Raw genomic sequence first — 16,293 nt, forward strand, 5'->3', positions numbered from 1 at the left:
GCCCAAATCGGGAACCAGTCTTGGAATTCGATATCGGCGGCCAGCACTCGGCAAATCTGCTTCCGCGAAGAACGGCGCTCCGGACCCCATACTACTTTCGGCTAACGCGGGCTTCGGAGACTGCTATGAGCAGTTTATAAGGGTTGGACTCGGGTAGCCCAACACTGGTATGTCGGGTCCGAGCTTGGCTAGAATGGCCCGGCGCAGCGCGAGGGCGGCCATGGCTTTCAGACGGATCGGAACGCTCATGGTGGTTCTGACATCGAGCGCGTGCTCGCATGCGCCGCTGATGCCGACCGCCTACAGCGCCTTGCCGCCTCCCACAGCGATGCCGGCCGCAGCCCCATCGACGGGGGCGCTCGTGGACGCCGCCGCACCGCGTGCTGAAGCCGATATCGGTCCCCTGCCCGTCGTCATCCCCGGCACGCTGAAGCTCAAGGATGCAGAGACCGGCCAGCGCGGCGTGAACCCTCTGGCGGCACTCGACGCCTCGGTTCGCAACCGCATGACCTGGAAGAGTCTCCACCCGGAGAACCTGTCGAAACCAGCGATCTATCCCGGCCTGTCCCGGATGGCGAACGGTGTCGACGTCGGAGAGACCTCAGCCACACGGAAAGACAACATCCCCGGCTTCGATAGAGAGCTCGCCACGAAGAGGATTATGTCGGAATACAATCGCGAAGCGGCGATGGCAGCGCTCCTGAAGGGCGGCCGCGACGCTGCGAAGAGCGTCTGCTCAGGCTGCTAGCATCCCTCCGGGACGCAGCCCCCGGGCAACCGGCGACGTCTCTGGACCGAGCGGGAAGCACGGGGACGCTTCACCGCCCCGGCCGTCCTGCCGGCGACGCCTCAGGCCGGTGAAGCGGCGATCCCTTTCGCCGTGGATCCCCGTCGCCGACGCTATCCCGAGGCCTGCCCACGAATTCTTTCCGCGGAAGATGCCGGCGATCGCGCCCGCGCCGTGGATGCCGCACCAGCCCGCTCCGGCACTTTTCGACGCGCGGCGAGACCTCAGAAGCGCGGCGAGAAATTCATTCCCGTCACGACGGTGAACACCGGTGGCGTGCGGTCAGCGAGTTCAATGCGAGCGGGATCTTGCGACCGCTCTGTCTGAACCGAGGGGCAGAACACGGCAGACGGCAGTTCGGCCTTCGGTGAGAGCACCCGCTCCAGAAGAGCCGGTCTCGTCATCGCGGGTTTCGGATCCAGCCACGTTCCGGGCATCACCTGCTGCCCACAATTGCTGACGACCGCCTCGTGCATCGTCCCGTCGATCGCGGCGGACACCACACAACTGGCGGGGTGGTACACCAACTCGTACTGGAACTTCCTGCTCCCGTCGGACTCGGTTCGGAACCGGTTGTCCAAGACGACCACCGTGTTGGGCCGGTCGGTCGTACCGACGACATAGAGCCGGCCGGTGGTGATGGCAGCGACCGTGATATCGGAGGCCGCCGAGGCGGACATGCTGAAGACAAGCGTCAACACTCCGGAGAGCGCCGCAGTCGAAACCGAGCCGAGCATCCTGCCCTCACCCCAACCCGTGGCCTTTTCAGACCCTACGCAATTGTATCGCGTATATCGCGAGCCGCGGTCACTCTCTGAACAGCGGGTCCCACGGCCATCCTACCTAGCGATGACCGGTGACCATCACTCGATAGAGGTACCTCGACCTCTCATCCACCGGAATATCGAACTCACCGGATCGCAGCTCCGGAATCCGAGCGCTGACCCGCGCATGGTCGCGGAGCCAAGATCTCGCAGACGCGGTGGATGCTTACGCGCGTCGATCAGCCGGAGCATCGTTCGGGTCGCGTTCCGATACCGGGATTCGCCACCTCCCAGATCGATGGTCGAACCCTGCCCGCCGGGTCCGTCGACGCGCGCACTTGCCTGGGCTGTCGGCGAGCGCGGAAGTCAACGCGACGATGCTCGCCCCATATTGCCTCCGGTAGCGGCGCCGCGATCCGTGCGCGCTCGAACGGGATGGAGGCGGTCCGCTCCGACGGGAGTCGTCTCAACAACAATGCCGGCCGGTCGCACGTGAGATCGACGACGCTCGGCGCCTCGAGCAAGCCACGGGCGGCGCTCCGGCGCCGATCGGCATGCGCTTCACACGCCCTCAGACTCAACCCAGCCGATGACGCGGCAAAGGCAGCGCAGGGTCGAAAATCAGAGCATCGCTAAGACACAACATTGAGATATTTCAATATATAGTAAGCCGCACCGGCGAGCATCGCGGCGGCAGAAAACCAGATCAACACCAATAACGAACGATCAAAATACGCGACGTCGCAATCGGCATAGTTTGTGGCACAGGGAACGCAGTAGATCTTCGAACTCTCCACTTTTGCCCCACACGTTTGGCAGGCACCGATTGAGAGGGAGCGCTCGTTGGCCGTCATTCTGCGCGGGCGCAGAGGCCGGCCAAGATGCCAGCGCCGGACGGAAGCTCCTGTCTCCCAAAATCTCATCCAAGCACACACCGTTCCGCATCGGCAAATTACAGTGGATCCAATTGAGGATACGTCGCGCTTCGCCAGATCTGGATGCAAATAAAGAAATTACATCGAGAAGCGAATATTGTCAATATCGCTTGAACTGCGCCACGGGGTCCGAACGCCAGCTGAGGCACGTCGGAGATCGTGCACCCGCGAGGCGCCTGGACCTCCCGGAGCCCGATCTTGAACGGGCGCCCAGGTGGAAGTTCCGCTCGACGTCACGAATCGAAGGCAGGTCTCCGCCTGCATCGAGCCGCGAGATCCAGTGCTCATAGTGACGACCGGTAATCGGCAGGGCCGTTGGCACAGGACAGGCTTCCGAGCGATCGAACCCGTCGGCGCTCTCGATAGGACCGGCTGCGATCACGCCCGCGGTTGAGGTCTGCCTCACCCGCGGCAGCGGTCGACGCAGGACCGATCTATCACTGCGGCGATCGGGAGCCTGAAGGGTGGCTCCCGCCTCACGGGCCCATCGGATGGTCGTGCCTCAGGATGCGCTGCTCGAACCGGACAGGCGTTCGGCTGGGGAGATGGTGCGCGTGTCAGGAGCGCTTCGCCGCGGCGGATCGACAGCGCAGGATCAAGTGCGAGCACTGGCACCACAGCCGAGTGGGAAGCCAGTACAGCGCCCCTGCCATGCCGAGGCCTGCGCCGATCAACACATACGCGCGTGCGAGAAGATCGAGGATCCAGCCGGGCGGCTCATCCGGCTCGATCCGGTCATACCAGATCGGATCCTCGTGCCGGCACGGGTCATGTTCGGCCATCGCTGGAACCCTCAACAGCCCGATCCGGCGCTCATTCGTGGAGTAGCAAGGGGTCGACCGGGATCGGTCCTGCCGTGGCCGAAACCCGAATTTCAAGCCCCGCGCCCGCTGTCGATCGCGATGTCGCCGGCGTCGGACCGGGATGCGCGGCACACCCCTTCGACGGTCGTCCCACCGATCCCGCTCGCGCGGCCTGGCTCGGGCTGCGCCGTCGAACCGGGCCACGGTCAGCGGCGGGAGAGCGATCCGCGCTCCGATCGCTCCAGGTCCAGCAGCGATCCGACGAGGAACGGGACCGCGGGCCGCCCCGCCCGTCCCTCATCGGCTTCCGCGCTGCGCCAGGACCGCGGGAACGGTGCGCAGCATGATGGCGAGATCCCGATGCAGGGTCCACCGGGTGGCATAGTCCAAATCCAGCGCGACGCGCTCGGCATAGGTCGTGTCCGAGCGGCCCGAGACCTGCCAAAGCCCGGTCACACCCGGTGGCACGGCGAAACAGGTGGGGAATGCCCGCCCGTAGCGGGCGACTTCGGCCGGCACGATCGGGCGCGGACCGACGAGGCTCATCTCACCGCGCAGCACGTTCCAGAGCTGCGGCAGCTCGTCCAGCGACGTCTTACGCAGCACGTAGCCGATGGCGGTGACGCGCGGGTCGTCGCTGAGCTTGTGTGTGGCCGCCCACTCGGCCCGGGCCTGAGGATTGGCGGCCAGATGCGCCGCCAGGACGGCGTCGCCATTGGTCACCATGGAGCGGAACTTCAGGCAGCCGAAGCGGCGCCCGTCCCGTCCGACGCGCATGTGGCGGAAGATCGGCGCCCTGCGATCGCCGGCATAGACCAGCGCGGCGATCAGCAGCAGCAGCGGCAGGAGCAGCAGCAAGGCCGTGGCCGCCACCGTGACGTCGAGGCCGCGCTTGGCGGCCCAGCCCAGTCGCAGACCGCGCGCCACGAACGGCGCCGTCGGCAGCACGGCCTCTGCGACAGCCTCTGCGGCCTCACCGACTTGGTCCGCCAGCTCGACCCCGTACTGCGGTGCACGCAAGGCGGGCTGAAGCGGTGGACCGACGTCGCGCAGCATGGTTCGGGCTCCTCGTGACGGCAGGCGGCCGCCGGGGCAGCAACGGTTAATCAATTGTTAACACTCCGATATCAAATCATCTGGCCTGTTTCAAGCTGAGCCACAGCCTATATGTCAGTATATTTTTCCATGGAAATTGTAAGAATAGATCTGGATCTTGCAGGTTGAAGTACAGTGGCGCGGCGCCTCTGGTTCACGACATGGCCACGAATCCGGTTCGATTCCCCGATCCCCGCAATGTCGAGAGACATCCACCCTGGCCGGATGCTCGCGGATCATTGTGCACTGCGTGCGTCGCGGCCGAGGAAGGCCGCGCATTCCACCGGTTGATGGTCGAGAGCTGAGCGACTCCCGCCTCTGTGCTTTTCCGCGCGGGCGGGCCGTCCATCCGGATCGGGACGACCTCGTTAGGGAACGCTGTGCAATATCCGGGGTGCCCGGCGCAGGCATCCGGGCCACCGCCGCCGCGGCGATCGCCGGGATCGCCGCGGAATGACTCCGCGAAATCAATTCCGCGCCGGACACGACCATGACACAGCGGGGTGCGGACTCGACGGGTAGACCGCCGTTACAGTGCGTCAGACGCTGCCGACGGGATGCGGGGCGTGCCGCATCGGCGGCATCGGCCTCCCGCGCCGCAGCAGAACGCGCAGGTGCGGCCGTGTTCCGACGCCGTAGGACTAATCACTATGGCGGCGGGTCCATCGGCGTGACCCGGATGGCCGAAGTCAGTATCCTGCGGATGGCTAAGCGGCATCCAACGTGCAGGAGCGGCCACAATGCCGAAGTCAGTACGGGTTGGGGCGGCTTATGATGCAGGCGTCGAGAGGGAACATGATGCCGATCGGAGCGGCGCGCAGAGCGATCTCCGCCTGCTCGGCCGGCCGCGGCGAGGGCAAAGCCTGATGCGGATCCCGATCGTATCGGGCAAGCCGGCTCGCCCCGCCTGCAACGCCGAGCCTCAGGGGATATCGTGAGACCCGTTGAGACCTTCGAAATTCGTCGACCCCGGCAGCGCCCCAGGCTCGGCTCTCCCTGTTTCAGCCGATGACGCCCGTTTCCGATCGAGCCGAGAACATCGCAATCATGGTCCCTTGCCTATGGAGCAGCCGCCTGACAGCGACCAGCCAAACCCCTGCCGGGTGGCCCAGGCCGATCTGCGCAGTGACCGGGGACGCAGGGTCTGATCGATGAGAGTCGCGATCGTCCATTACTGGCTCATCGGGATGCGAGGCGGCGAGAAGGTCGTCGAAGCCCTCTGCGATCTCTATCCGGAAGCCGACATCTTCACGCACGCCTACGCGCCCGGCTCCATGTCGCCGACCATCAGGGCGCACCGGGTCAGAACCTCGTTCATCGGCAGGTTGCCGTTCGCGACGAGCCGTTACAAATCCTATCTGCCCCTGATGCCGATGGCGCTCGAGCAGCTCGATCTGCGGGGATACGATCTGATCATCAGCAGCGAATCGGGGCCGGCGAAGGGGATCATCCCGCCTTCCGACGCCCTCCACATCTGTTACTGCCACTCGCCGATGCGGTATGTCTGGAATATGTACCACGATTATCGCGAGCGGACGGGGCTGCTCACGCGCCTGCTGATGCCGCCAGTCGCCCACTACGTGCGCAACTGGGACGCGGTCTCGGCGGGCCGGGTCCACGAGTTCATCGCCAACTCGGACACGGTCGCACGGCGGATCGAGACCTACTATCGCCGCCAAGCCAAGGTCATCCACCCGCCCGTGGATACGGCGGCTTTCGAGATCGCCCCGAGTGGCGAGCGTGGCGACTACCATCTGATGGTCGGCGAAATGGTCCGCTACAAGCGGCCAGAACTGGCGGTCCAGGCCTTCAACCGGTTGGAGCAGCCGCTCGTCGTGATCGGAGGCGGCGAGATGCTGCGCGAGTTGCGCAGCATGGCCGGCCCCCACATCAAGATCCTCGGTCCGCAGCCCTTCGAGGTCTTGAAGCACCACTACGCACGGTGCCAAGCCCTGATATTCCCCGGAGAGGAAGATTTCGGCATCGTTCCAGTCGAGGCCATGGCGAGCGGGCGGCCGGTCGTCGCGTTCGGCAAGGGCGGTGTCACCGAGACGGTGATCGACGGGGTGACGGGGACCTTCTTCCACGAGCAATCCGTCGACGCGCTGATCGATGCCGTTCAGCGCTGCCGGGCGATCGGGATGGAGCCCGAGCGCCTCGTTCGCCGCGCCGCCGATTTCGGCGTCGATCGCTTCGCGGACGAGATCAGCCGTTTCGTCGACGGAATCCTGGCTCGCGAGCGCCGGACGACGCCTCGCTCCCCGCGCGAGCCGAACCGCGCCTATCTGGTTCAGTGAGACGCTCGCGAAACTAACGGGCGGCGGTTCTGGGGCTGTGCGGAGCCGCCGAAGGGACCATCGACGAGCGGGCGGCGCCGGATCTCAAAGCGCGACGCGGCGCCCCAATCGGATCGGTTCGACTAGGCGTCCGATGTCCCGGTCGGCATCAGGTGGGCCGCGGCGTTCAGGGTCGAGACCCGGGCGGTCGGCTGGTAGTCGAAGCCACCCTGTCGTCCGAACGACTCGATTCCGAGATCACTGAGTTGCGCGCGCGCGTGCGCCACCCGCTGATGCGCCTGTCCCGTGTAGATGGGATAGGCACAGGGCACCATCTGGCTGCCCTCGCAAACCAGGTCGCCGGTGAAGAGCCCGTTCTTGGCGACATGGGCGCGAAAGTCCTGCTCGGCGATCGTCACGGAGTCGCCCGCATGTCCGGCAATGACCTCGACTCCGAAATACTCGCGCCCCTCCACCCGACCGTAGAAATCGGAGTACATGGTGAGCCGTTTCCACGCACCGTCATGGGCGAAGTTGTAGAGGATCGAACAGTCGAAGCCGCGAGTCCCGCTGAAGCTGAAATACAAGCTGATGAGCGTCACCGACTCGAGACCGGGATCCTCCTGAATGCCGCAGAGGGACAGCGCCCGAGGAATCGGGATCGTCGAGATGAGGCGATTGGCGGTGAATCGTCCGCTCTCCGTGCGGACATCGAATTGCGTCCCGCGCCGCGTGATCGATACGATCCGCTGACCGAGATGAAAGTCCGAGCCGCGCTGTCGAAGGGTCCGCGCGGCCACCTCGTAGAGGGCATTGAAGCCCTCGCGCGGCCGCGCCAGCTGCCGGTTGGTCGGACCCGGCGCGCGATGCCGGCGGACATAGCGCAACAGGACGCGGGGCGATGCGTGCTCCTTGATCCAGAGCATCCGCTTCTCGGCGAATTCCAGATCAACCCAGTCGGCCGGCACGCCGAAGAACCGCTTCATGTAGCTCTCGAGGCCGGACCGTCGGAGCAGATAATCGCCGATCCAGTAGCGCGCGAACTCCCGCGCATTCCCGATCTTGCGCCGCGCCAGGCGCGACAGAGCGGCCGACAGCACGATCCTCACGATTCCCCACGGACCGGCCCGGACGATGTCGTCACGGATCGAGAGCGGGTAGGAGGTCACGAAAGCCTGAGGCGTCAGCTTCCCCCAGGTCGGCTTGATCGGGACGTAATGCTCAAGTAGCTCTGGGAAGTATTTCAGCAGAGGAGAATCGTCCTGAAATACGAGACTTCCGATGTCGAAAGTATATTCGTTGATCGATCGGTCTATATGATTGCCGCCGAGATTTTGAAATTCGTCGATGACGGCGACCCTACGGCAGCCGAGATCGTGAAGTATCGAAGCCGAGACGAGACCGGTTATACCGGCTCCTAATATAATAGCATCGAAACACTCGTCCTCCGACTGTCCGCGACTGTCGAAGTCTGAAGATTCGGCCATGACTCGCATCGCGCCGGCGGCGACGTCAGATGATGAACGACTATACCGGAGCATGGTGGTCCGCCGGCCGGAAAATGGTGATCATCGTCGACAGCTCGAATCACATCGAGATTTCTGCATTGCTGCCATCGACTCCGGGCAGGATCTAATCATCACTATTGCCAAAGATTGCGGGTTTGTAAACAGGCCATCGCGCGCGGACCGGGGCATTGCCCGCGGTCGAAATACGGATATTGCAGGTAACTAAATTCATCCGACCGGCGCTGTTCGCTTCGCGATATCGGGAGACAGCAAGCGTCGAATATTTTAGCGAAAAACCATCATTGATACCGAAACGCGCGCGAAATAATCTTAACACTTATAGGGCGCTGCTCCAGTCCGATCGTCATCCTGTGTCGTCCCTGTAGGACTACGAGCCAATGCCATGGTGCAGCACGGCCGTCGCGGCGCGACTGCGCGGACAGAAGTTTTCTGCTGGGCGTGACGGCATTGCCGCGTGTTGCGCATCATGTACGGATGAACCCACCGCGCGCCTGTGTCCGTTCACCGTCCCGTCGTTCCTGCGGATCGGCCCCAGGAGCGCTCACGTGACGAGTGATGCAGGCCGAGGCTGCTGGCGAGCGGGTTCAGGGAGCCGCGACCGCGTCGCGGCTGCGGCCGGTTCGATCGGAGCCACCGAAACACCGATATACCCGACCGGATGACGCGCGGGATAGGCGCACGCGGTGGCGGCAAAGATGTAGAACATCAAGCCCTGATCGACCGTAGGACCCGCGATGATGCTGCCGGAAAGCAGGCAGAGGCAGGCGACGCGGCCGGCAGCGCGGATATCGCTCGCGTAGGTGCGCGGCGCGCCGCGCCGAAATCCGAACACCGACGCCAGGAACAGCGCGTAGAAGACGGCTCCCGGGATCCCGACATTCGACAGCACCGCGAGAGGAAAGCTCGATGTGCGATTGGTCCCGAGGCCGACGCCCAGGCCGTTCGAGTCGACGAAGTTCCGCCACGCATAGGCGTTCCAGGCCGAGCGCTGAACGCCCGAACTTGTCTCGGCTTTGCTCAGGACAAGCGTATCGACGTAATCGTAGACGCGCTCGGCGACACCGCCGATGGACAGGGCCAGGAGCACGAGGACGCAGAGGACCAGTGGACCGGCCACCACCAGTCCGGCACTGAAACGGTCCTGCCGACGCGTGCTGCACCGCATCAGTGCGATCGTATAGAGGATCGCGATCAGCACAGCGGCGCCGACCAGGCCGGTCGAGGATGTCGACAGGATCACGAACAGCAGCGAGATCAACGCCAGAGGTCCCGTCACCGAGGGCTTGCGGCCGCACAGCCAGAGCATTCCGGTGAACCCGCAACCTCCCAGCGTCATGCCCGCGAAGGCGGAGGCCTCCGGCCAAGCCCCGATGATCCGCCGCATGCTGCCGACGCTCTCCTCATCGTGGAACGTGTACTGAGCATTCCGAATGAATTGCAGGACCTCCTGAGTGCCCGTGGCCGCGGTCAGCACGTCGACGATGCCGAAGCAGATATTGGCGGCCGCGTAGAGGATGAGCGCCTTCGCGAGCGTCTCGATCCCGTTCTTCGTGGAGCCGAAAGCGGTGATGACGCTGAAACAGACGAGATCACCGATGAGATAGATCGGCTGCGTGAAATTGCTCGAGACCGGCCCCAGGGGAACGACGCCGTCGCTGGTGATCAGATGCGACGAGGTTCCCAGCGGCACGATGTATGTCTGACCCGCGAAGAGCCGTGGCAGGATGTAGCTGCTCGCCACTCCGTAGAGCGTGAGGCAGAGGAGCCAGAAGCCCGCCTCCGGCAACCGGAGCGAACTCAGGACCAGCGTCGAGATCTTGCGGTGGAACAGCGTCGCGATCATCAGGAAGACGAGGAACAGGTGCGCCGGCTGCACGTTAGCGCCGCCCAGCAGAAGTGCCGCGGCGGATCCGAGATTGCAGAAGACCACGAAAGCGATCACGACCGATTCCCGGCCGAACAGCAGACAGAACAGGCCCGCGACGACCGTGATGGCACCTATTGGCTCGAAGCTCATGTCAGGCTGGTCCGGGCATGATCGGCGGCGGATCGGCCGTGGCGCTCGGGTGATGCATCGCCAGGCCGACGAGCCGCGACCAAGTCGGGTGATCGCGTGCCTGACCGCCGCCAGGATCGATGCGATGCGCCCGCACGGGTCATCTCAGCGCTTGGCGCTGTCGGTCGGCCGGTGCGGCGCATCCGATGCGGCCGGACCGCGGCTCACCGGAGCGTCCGCCAACCCGGGCCGCGACGTCGGGGATTGCCGCGTCTCCCCGGACCTGTCGGCCGGCTGACGCACGAGCGTCACGCGCACGACGTCGCCGGGCTCGACGGCAGCCTCCTCCGAGGCGAGCCATGTACCGGCCTTCACCCCCTGCTTCCGGGTGATCTCGTAGCGCGGACTCAAGGTTTCGGACGCGTCATCGGTGTTGCCGACCATCTGGGACTCGGCATCGGCCGAGAGCCGTTCGGCCGTGCGCGTCTTCTCGTCGATCGAGGCGAGCTTCTGACGGACATCCGCGGCCTCCGACAGAGCTTCGCGGCGAAAACGGGCCTTGAGATCGATGATGTCGCGCTCGGCGCGCGTGAGGCTTTGCTGCGCGCGCAGCATGGCAACCTGCACGTCGAGCCGGCTGCTCTCGAACGAGGCCTGGCTCTGCTCGGCAGCGAGCTTGCGCGGCGCGATCGTGAGGCCCTTCGAAACCAGATCGTTGATGAGGCCGAGTTCACCGCGGCTGAGCTCGATCTGGCGGTCCAGCGTTTTGGACTTGTTATCGAGCGTACTCATCTCATTCTGGAAGCTGGTTATCGACTGTTCAATCGTCTTGATCTCGGCTTTCAGCGCGTTCCGCCGCGTGTCGAACAGGAGTTGTTCGCCACGGACGGCCTGTTCCGCATAGGTCCTGTCCGCCGTACCTTTCAGATCGCCCCCGAACGCGATCGTCTCGGTGCCCCCGATCTCGGCTTCGAGGCGGGCCAGCTTGGCGGCCAAACCGACACGCTCTGCGGCCAAGGCTCGCAACTCGCCGCGCGAAGTGACCGCGTCGCGCTGGATGCTGCGCGGGTCGGTGCCGCGCATCAGACCCTGAGCCGTGCTCACGGCCTGCAGTACGGTCAAGCCAGGTTGATACTCGTACTTGCCGGGCTGCTGGACCGCGCCGATGATGTAAAATGGCCGGTAGGTCGCGACCTCGACGGAGGCCGCGGGCTTCTCCGCGAGGTCGGCAACCTGCTTCAGTGCGACCCCGATAGCGTTCGCAAGATCGACCGGCGTGCCGCCCGCGGCCCTGATCTGGCCGATCAGGGGCATGGACACTGTTCCATCCGCCGCGACGACGAACTGACCATTCAGTGCGGTCCACGAGTACGCTTCGCCGGTGTTGCGACGCAAATCATAGACGCGGATCGTCAGATGATCCTGGGGGCCGAGCACGTATCGACCGGCTTCGTCGGCGGCCGCATTTGCGAGCGGGCTGCCGAACAGCAAAATGCAACCCGCCGCAGCTAGACGCAGACGCATCAAATTCTCCTCGACCAGGGCCAAATCTTGAGTACAGATCCGCGCGCCGCGATCGCCCTACGGTGTCTGTAGCACAGAGTTCCGCGAGACGCATTAAATCGTAGCGGATTCAGTCAGATCAGCCAAGATTTATAGATCCCAGGTCTGCCTCGCGGCCGGAGCCTTGCCCCACCACTGGCGTGCGTTCCGCCGGAAGTTCAGGGCATACGGCCTCCTGTACCAGACCGATGACGCTGATGCGTTCATCGTGTGACGCCTGCGGCTCCCGAGATCCGCCTCAAGGACGCAGGGTCCGCAGACGAAAGCCGAGCAGAAGCATGCTCACGCCGTAGGCCGCCACGCCGCTGAAGATCATGGCGGTCAGAAGCCCGACCAACCCGATATCGACGCGGCTCAAGACGGCCTGCAGCGCGAGAACGGCCGCCGTCATCACCGCGCACGAGAGGCCGACCTGCCAGAGATTGCGGATCTGCCTCCCCACCCCCGCGCCGACCAGACGCCGCGCATAGATCGCGCTGATCAAGAAATGGAACACGGCCGTGGCGAGGCGCGCGTAGATCATCATCATCACGCCGCCGAGATAAAATCCCAGTGTCATGCTCAAGACCTTCGCCATCGACTCGAAGAGCGTGATCTTGAGCATCACGTTCGGCTCGTCCATCGCCAGGCAGAGAGATGAGACGGGTTGATAATAGGCCGTGAACATGATCGCCAGCGACAGCCAGCGCAGATAGGGGGCCGCGGAACTCCATTGTGAACCGAGGACGACGCTCACGATCTGGTCGGCGGTCAGTGCGATCCCCACTCCGGCCGGGAGCGCGATGATCATAGTCAGCCGGGCCGCCTTCAGGAAGGCAGATTGCAGGCGGAGGCGGTCGTCGGCGATGGTCGCGAAGGCGGCCATGACGGGCCGCATGGCGGGGCCAATGACGCTCTGGGTCGGGAGGACGGAGAAGTCGCTCGCAACCCCGTAGCGGCCGAGTACGGCCTTGTCGACATGGTAGCCGAGGAACATGCGATCGTACTGCCAGCTGAAGGCGGCGAGGATCTGAGAGGACGTGAACCAGCCCGTGAACGCCGAGAAGGCGCTCAGTCTCTCCAGGGAGAGCCCCGGGCGGTAGGGCGCCAGCACGTAGGACACGATAGTCGGCAGGATCGCGGACGCAGCCGGGTTGATTACCAGGGCCCAGTAGCCGGCCCCCATATAGAGCGATCCGATGGAGATCAGGGCGGCGATCGCCTTGCCCGAGAAATCCGCCAGGAACGACGCACGGAAGTCGATCTTGCGGAACAGATGCACCATGGCCGGGCTGTAGAGGCTTCGCGCGATCGGGGCCGACGCGAGCGCGAGCGTGATGGGGATCAGTCGGGCATCGTCGTAGATGTGGGCGACGGGCCACGCGGCAGCCATCATCAGGACGGCGATCACCCCGCCCCGGAGAAGCCCCAACGTGAATGCCGTGTCCAGATGCGATTTCTCGATCTTCTGTAGACGCAACAGGGCCTGAACGAGCGGGATCTCGAGGATCATCTCGACGATCGAGACCAGGGACGCGGCGATGGCCGTCAGGCCGAAATCGGCGGGTGACAGGACCCGCGCGAGGACGAGCAGCGTGCCGAGATCGATCGCGCGCGCGGAGATCCGTGCAGCGACACTCCATCCGGCGCCGCGCAGTGTCTTAGTGGCGAGCATGAACGTGTCCCACGGAGCGATGGCCGGCGCCGCACCGGCCCGCAGCGACGCCGCGCCCCGGGCTCACGACAAGGATCCGGATCTGGGCAACATGGCGATTCCGATCCTGACCCGCACCGCAAGGGAGTCCTGGAGCAGCATCCGGCGGCGGCATCAATCTAGCCAATTCGGTCAGCTTGCGAGCGAACCGCGGTCGCGATGCGGTGCGGCCGCGCGGCGGCGTCCAGCCTCTGCGCACCGGAAGGCGCATCATCCTGCGAGGCCGGCCGCGCGCCGGTAGACGGCCAAGGTTTCCTCAGCCACCCGCGCGATCCGCAGGTGATCCAGGTTGATCTGGCTCTTCGCTCTCCACGCGCTCAGCTCCGCGGGGTCGGTCGCGAGCGCGATCAGCGCTCGCGCGAGCCTGTCCGGATCCCCGGACGGGACCAGCACGCCGGCCCTTCCCCCATCGAGCATCTCGGGGATCCCGTCGACGTCGGTGCCGACGATGGCGCAACCCGCCTCCCGGGCCTCGGAGAGAACGAGCGGAGCCGGATCGGCGTGGGACGGCAGCACGAAGATGTCGGCGCCCAGCATCCAGCGGTAGGGATCGTCCCGCGGACCGGCGAAGGTGATGGCGTCCGCGCTGGCCAGCGCGCGCGCGGCCTGTACGTAGGCGTCCTGATGAGGACCGCCGCCGACGACGTAGAGCCGCATGGCGCGATTGTGGGGGAACGCCGTATCGAAGGCCTGAAGCAGATCGGGCAAGCCCTTCCGGGGATGCAGGCCTCCGACGAAGACGATGGCGGGATGATCCAGGACCTGCGGCTCCTCGGAGCGGCCGCGCATGCGGGCTGAGCCGATCGTCCCGTTGAGCACGACGTCGATGCGGGAATTCGCGATCCCGCGCTTCCGCATCGAGGCGGCGACCGCGCCGCTCACGGCGATGACCCTGTTTCCCAGGCCCATGAGGACGGCGCCCTTCTCGAACTCATTGTGGACGGTCGTCACGAGGGGAATGCGCAACAGCTTGCAGGTCGGCCAAGCCAGGACGGCGCTCGTCATCATGTGGGCGTGGACGACATCGGGACGCCAACGCCGAAGCACGCCGCCACATCCGACGAGCGACCTCAGGATCTGGGCCGGCGCGCGCGCGTGACTCGCGAAGATCGACTCGATGCCGTTGGACCGGAGCAGAGCATCGAAATCCCCGCCCTGGCTGGCAATGGCGACCTGATGCCCGGCCTGCGCCTGCTGACACGCGAGATCGACGGCCGCGTGAACATGGCCGTTCAGCCGGCGCGTGTGATTCAGCAGGTGGAGAATACGCATGACGGACGAGCGCTCGTGTCGGATCCGAGCCTCGGCCTGCGCTGGAGCCCGCGCAAGCCGCGGCGCTGATGAGGGCGGGCGATACGACCCTGGCCGGACAGGAGAGCCGCTATATATTTAGCAGGCATCTAAGATTAAAGATGCGGCTCGACGCAAGAGAAAAATCTGACGAAGTACTGATTTTCAACAATGCCCCGCACCGATCCTGGCGCGCAGGATCTGTCGGACCGGCCGGCGCTTGATCGAGAACCGAAACGCGAGCAGCGCCTGCGCCCACCGAACGGGCGCGACGAAGGTCGCGACGATGAAGAGCGCATTCGCCACCTTCCATTTCAGCGAACGCGGCTCGGTCATGACAGATCCGAGCAGACTCAGGAACGGTCTGCCACCGACCCGGACGCCCCGGAGGATCGCCATGCAGAACTCGAGGAACTGAAAATAGTAGGTCCTCTCTGGCTCGATGAGCGAGACTCCCGGGCGCCAATTCCGGAGCAGATTTCGCAGGTGTGTCAAACGCGACTGGAAGCGCCGGAGGTCCCGCTCGAAGGTTGCCGCCTGCGGGACACGCCCCAAGCCCGAATCATTCCGGCCATGGACACGGTAGAGCCCGAGACTGTCGGAAAGGCTGACGATCTCACCCATGAACGGAGCGGCCAGCAGGATTACACCGTCGACAGCCTGGTCGTAGTCACATTGATCGAGCAGGCCGCAGACGTCGCGACGGAACACGTTCCCGGACGTGGGCGGGGTCTGGTAGACTCCGGACCGCAGGATGTCGTTGACAGTTCGGTCCTGCCCGCGGAACGCCTCGAGCGCGGGGTAAGGGTCTGCCAGGACCGCCCCCGTCGAATCGACGCACCGCAGGCAAAACTGAAGTTTGGCGACGCTCGGGTCCAGCTCCGACAGAATGCGGTCTAGAGCGCCCGGCAGGAGCTCGTCATCCGCATCGAGAAACAGCAGGAACGGGGCCCGTGTCTTGGCCAATCCGTAGAGGCAGGCCGCCCTCTGGCCACCGTTCGGGATCCGAAACGCGGTGATGCCAGACCGCTCGATGATTGACCACGAGTCGTCCGTCGACCCATCGTCGATCACAACGATCTCACAAGAGTCGTTGCACTGATCGACGACACTCTTGATCGCTCGACCAATGAAATTTGCGTAGTTGAAGCACGTAATGATGACCGCGAGTTTAGGATCCGTGATCACGACAGATGTCTTTCTCGCTCGCCGCTCCGCGCTCCCGTATCTCACCGCATCGAGCGCCCGTCGCGAGGTGGCTAGCACGGCAACCCATTGAAATCCACAATCAATGCCTCAAAATATCGGCGAAAACCCACCCAATAGCCGCATTTTTTACTGAATACCCGACCGTTTGACATTGAAACAGGGATTGAAATCAATTCTCCGTGATCGCAGATTGGCCGACGACCATCCCTATCGGCCGAGACCAGCGCCGACGGAGTTCTGCGGAGCCCGACCGGCGGAGAGATCGCGGTGTCATCCAGGGACGTCAAGCATGTCGGTCGATCCGTCGCGGCCGGCGACGGCGGGCCGCCCACCCACCTCCGAGGAAGCGGGTG

At 64.7% G+C, this 16,293-nt stretch carries 11 protein-coding genes; 2 read left to right on the plus strand and 9 right to left on the minus strand.

The annotated features are described in order from the left end of the window. The first annotated feature begins 247 nt into the window (after window positions 1-247). Window positions 248-748 (plus strand): hypothetical protein, encoded by a 501-nt coding sequence (locus tag ACLBXO_RS09810; RefSeq protein ID WP_331313193.1) that lies wholly within the window; start codon window positions 248-250, stop codon window positions 746-748. 263 nt (window positions 749-1,011) lie between these two features. Here the strand turns inward: ACLBXO_RS09810 and ACLBXO_RS09815 are convergent, their stop codons facing one another. From ACLBXO_RS09815 to ACLBXO_RS09825, 3 genes are all read right to left on the minus strand, one after another. Further along, window positions 1,012-1,524 (minus strand): hypothetical protein, encoded by a 513-nt coding sequence (locus tag ACLBXO_RS09815; protein WP_331313192.1) that lies wholly within the window; start codon window positions 1,522-1,524, stop codon window positions 1,012-1,014. A gap of 1,519 nt (window positions 1,525-3,043) precedes the next feature. Beyond that, window positions 3,044-3,268 carry a hypothetical protein gene (locus ACLBXO_RS09820; RefSeq protein WP_447685261.1) on the minus strand — a complete coding sequence of 75 codons (225 nt, stop codon included), beginning with the start codon at window positions 3,266-3,268 and terminating at the stop codon, window positions 3,044-3,046. Window positions 3,269-3,586: 318 nt separating this feature from the next. Further along, window positions 3,587-4,345, minus strand: coding sequence for a sugar transferase (locus ACLBXO_RS09825; RefSeq protein WP_331313190.1), 759 nt, complete (start codon window positions 4,343-4,345; stop codon window positions 3,587-3,589). A 1,190-nt stretch (window positions 4,346-5,535) separates the two neighbouring features. Here ACLBXO_RS09825 and ACLBXO_RS09830 point away from each other — a divergent pair. Then, a complete protein-coding gene (locus ACLBXO_RS09830; RefSeq protein WP_331313189.1) occupies window positions 5,536-6,681 on the plus strand; it encodes a glycosyltransferase in 1,146 nt (381 codons plus the stop codon). 122 nt (window positions 6,682-6,803) lie between these two features. On the opposite strand, the gene ACLBXO_RS09835 is transcribed toward ACLBXO_RS09830, so the two are convergent. From ACLBXO_RS09835 to ACLBXO_RS09860, 6 genes are all read right to left on the minus strand, one after another. After that, a complete protein-coding gene (locus ACLBXO_RS09835; protein ID WP_447685262.1) occupies window positions 6,804-8,147 on the minus strand; it encodes an FAD-dependent oxidoreductase in 1,344 nt (447 codons plus the stop codon). 583 nt (window positions 8,148-8,730) lie between these two features. Then, window positions 8,731-10,206 (minus strand): hypothetical protein, encoded by a 1,476-nt coding sequence (locus ACLBXO_RS09840; RefSeq protein WP_331313187.1) that lies wholly within the window; start codon window positions 10,204-10,206, stop codon window positions 8,731-8,733. Between the two features lie 144 nt (window positions 10,207-10,350). Beyond that, a complete protein-coding gene (locus ACLBXO_RS09845; protein WP_447685263.1) occupies window positions 10,351-11,733 on the minus strand; it encodes a polysaccharide biosynthesis/export family protein in 1,383 nt (460 codons plus the stop codon). 253 nt (window positions 11,734-11,986) lie between these two features. Continuing rightward, window positions 11,987-13,402, minus strand: coding sequence for a lipopolysaccharide biosynthesis protein (locus ACLBXO_RS09850; RefSeq protein WP_447685264.1), 1,416 nt, complete (start codon window positions 13,400-13,402; stop codon window positions 11,987-11,989). Window positions 13,403-13,651: 249 nt separating this feature from the next. Next, a complete protein-coding gene (locus ACLBXO_RS09855) occupies window positions 13,652-14,713 on the minus strand; it encodes a glycosyltransferase family 4 protein (protein WP_447685265.1) in 1,062 nt (353 codons plus the stop codon). A gap of 183 nt (window positions 14,714-14,896) precedes the next feature. Further along, the gene (locus ACLBXO_RS09860; protein WP_447685266.1) at window positions 14,897-15,919 is read right to left on the minus strand and encodes a glycosyltransferase family 2 protein; all 1,023 of its coding nucleotides are present in this window, start codon (window positions 15,917-15,919) and stop codon (window positions 14,897-14,899) included. Window positions 15,920-16,293 lie beyond the last annotated feature (374 nt).

The organism is Methylobacterium sp. C33D, assembly GCF_053345825.1.

Bases quoted from the DNA above. Each gene is read 5' to 3' on its own strand.
- ACLBXO_RS09850 (WP_447685264.1), bottom strand. From the start codon at position 13,402: ATGCTCGCCACTAAGACACTGCGCGGCGCCGGATGGAGTGTCGCTGCA.
- ACLBXO_RS09820 (WP_447685261.1), bottom strand. From the start codon at position 3,268: ATGGCCGAACATGACCCGTGCCGGCACGAGGATCCGATCTGGTATGAC.
- ACLBXO_RS09835 (WP_447685262.1), bottom strand. From the start codon at position 8,147: ATGGCCGAATCTTCAGACTTCGACAGTCGCGGACAGTCGGAGGACGAG.
- ACLBXO_RS09815 (WP_331313192.1), bottom strand. From the start codon at position 1,524: ATGCTCGGCTCGGTTTCGACTGCGGCGCTCTCCGGAGTGTTGACGCTT.
- ACLBXO_RS09855 (WP_447685265.1), bottom strand. From the start codon at position 14,713: ATGCGTATTCTCCACCTGCTGAATCACACGCGCCGGCTGAACGGCCAT.
- ACLBXO_RS09810 (WP_331313193.1), top strand. From the start codon at position 248: ATGGTGGTTCTGACATCGAGCGCGTGCTCGCATGCGCCGCTGATGCCG.
- ACLBXO_RS09840 (WP_331313187.1), bottom strand. From the start codon at position 10,206: ATGAGCTTCGAGCCAATAGGTGCCATCACGGTCGTCGCGGGCCTGTTC.
- ACLBXO_RS09830 (WP_331313189.1), top strand. From the start codon at position 5,536: ATGAGAGTCGCGATCGTCCATTACTGGCTCATCGGGATGCGAGGCGGC.
- ACLBXO_RS09825 (WP_331313190.1), bottom strand. From the start codon at position 4,345: ATGCTGCGCGACGTCGGTCCACCGCTTCAGCCCGCCTTGCGTGCACCG.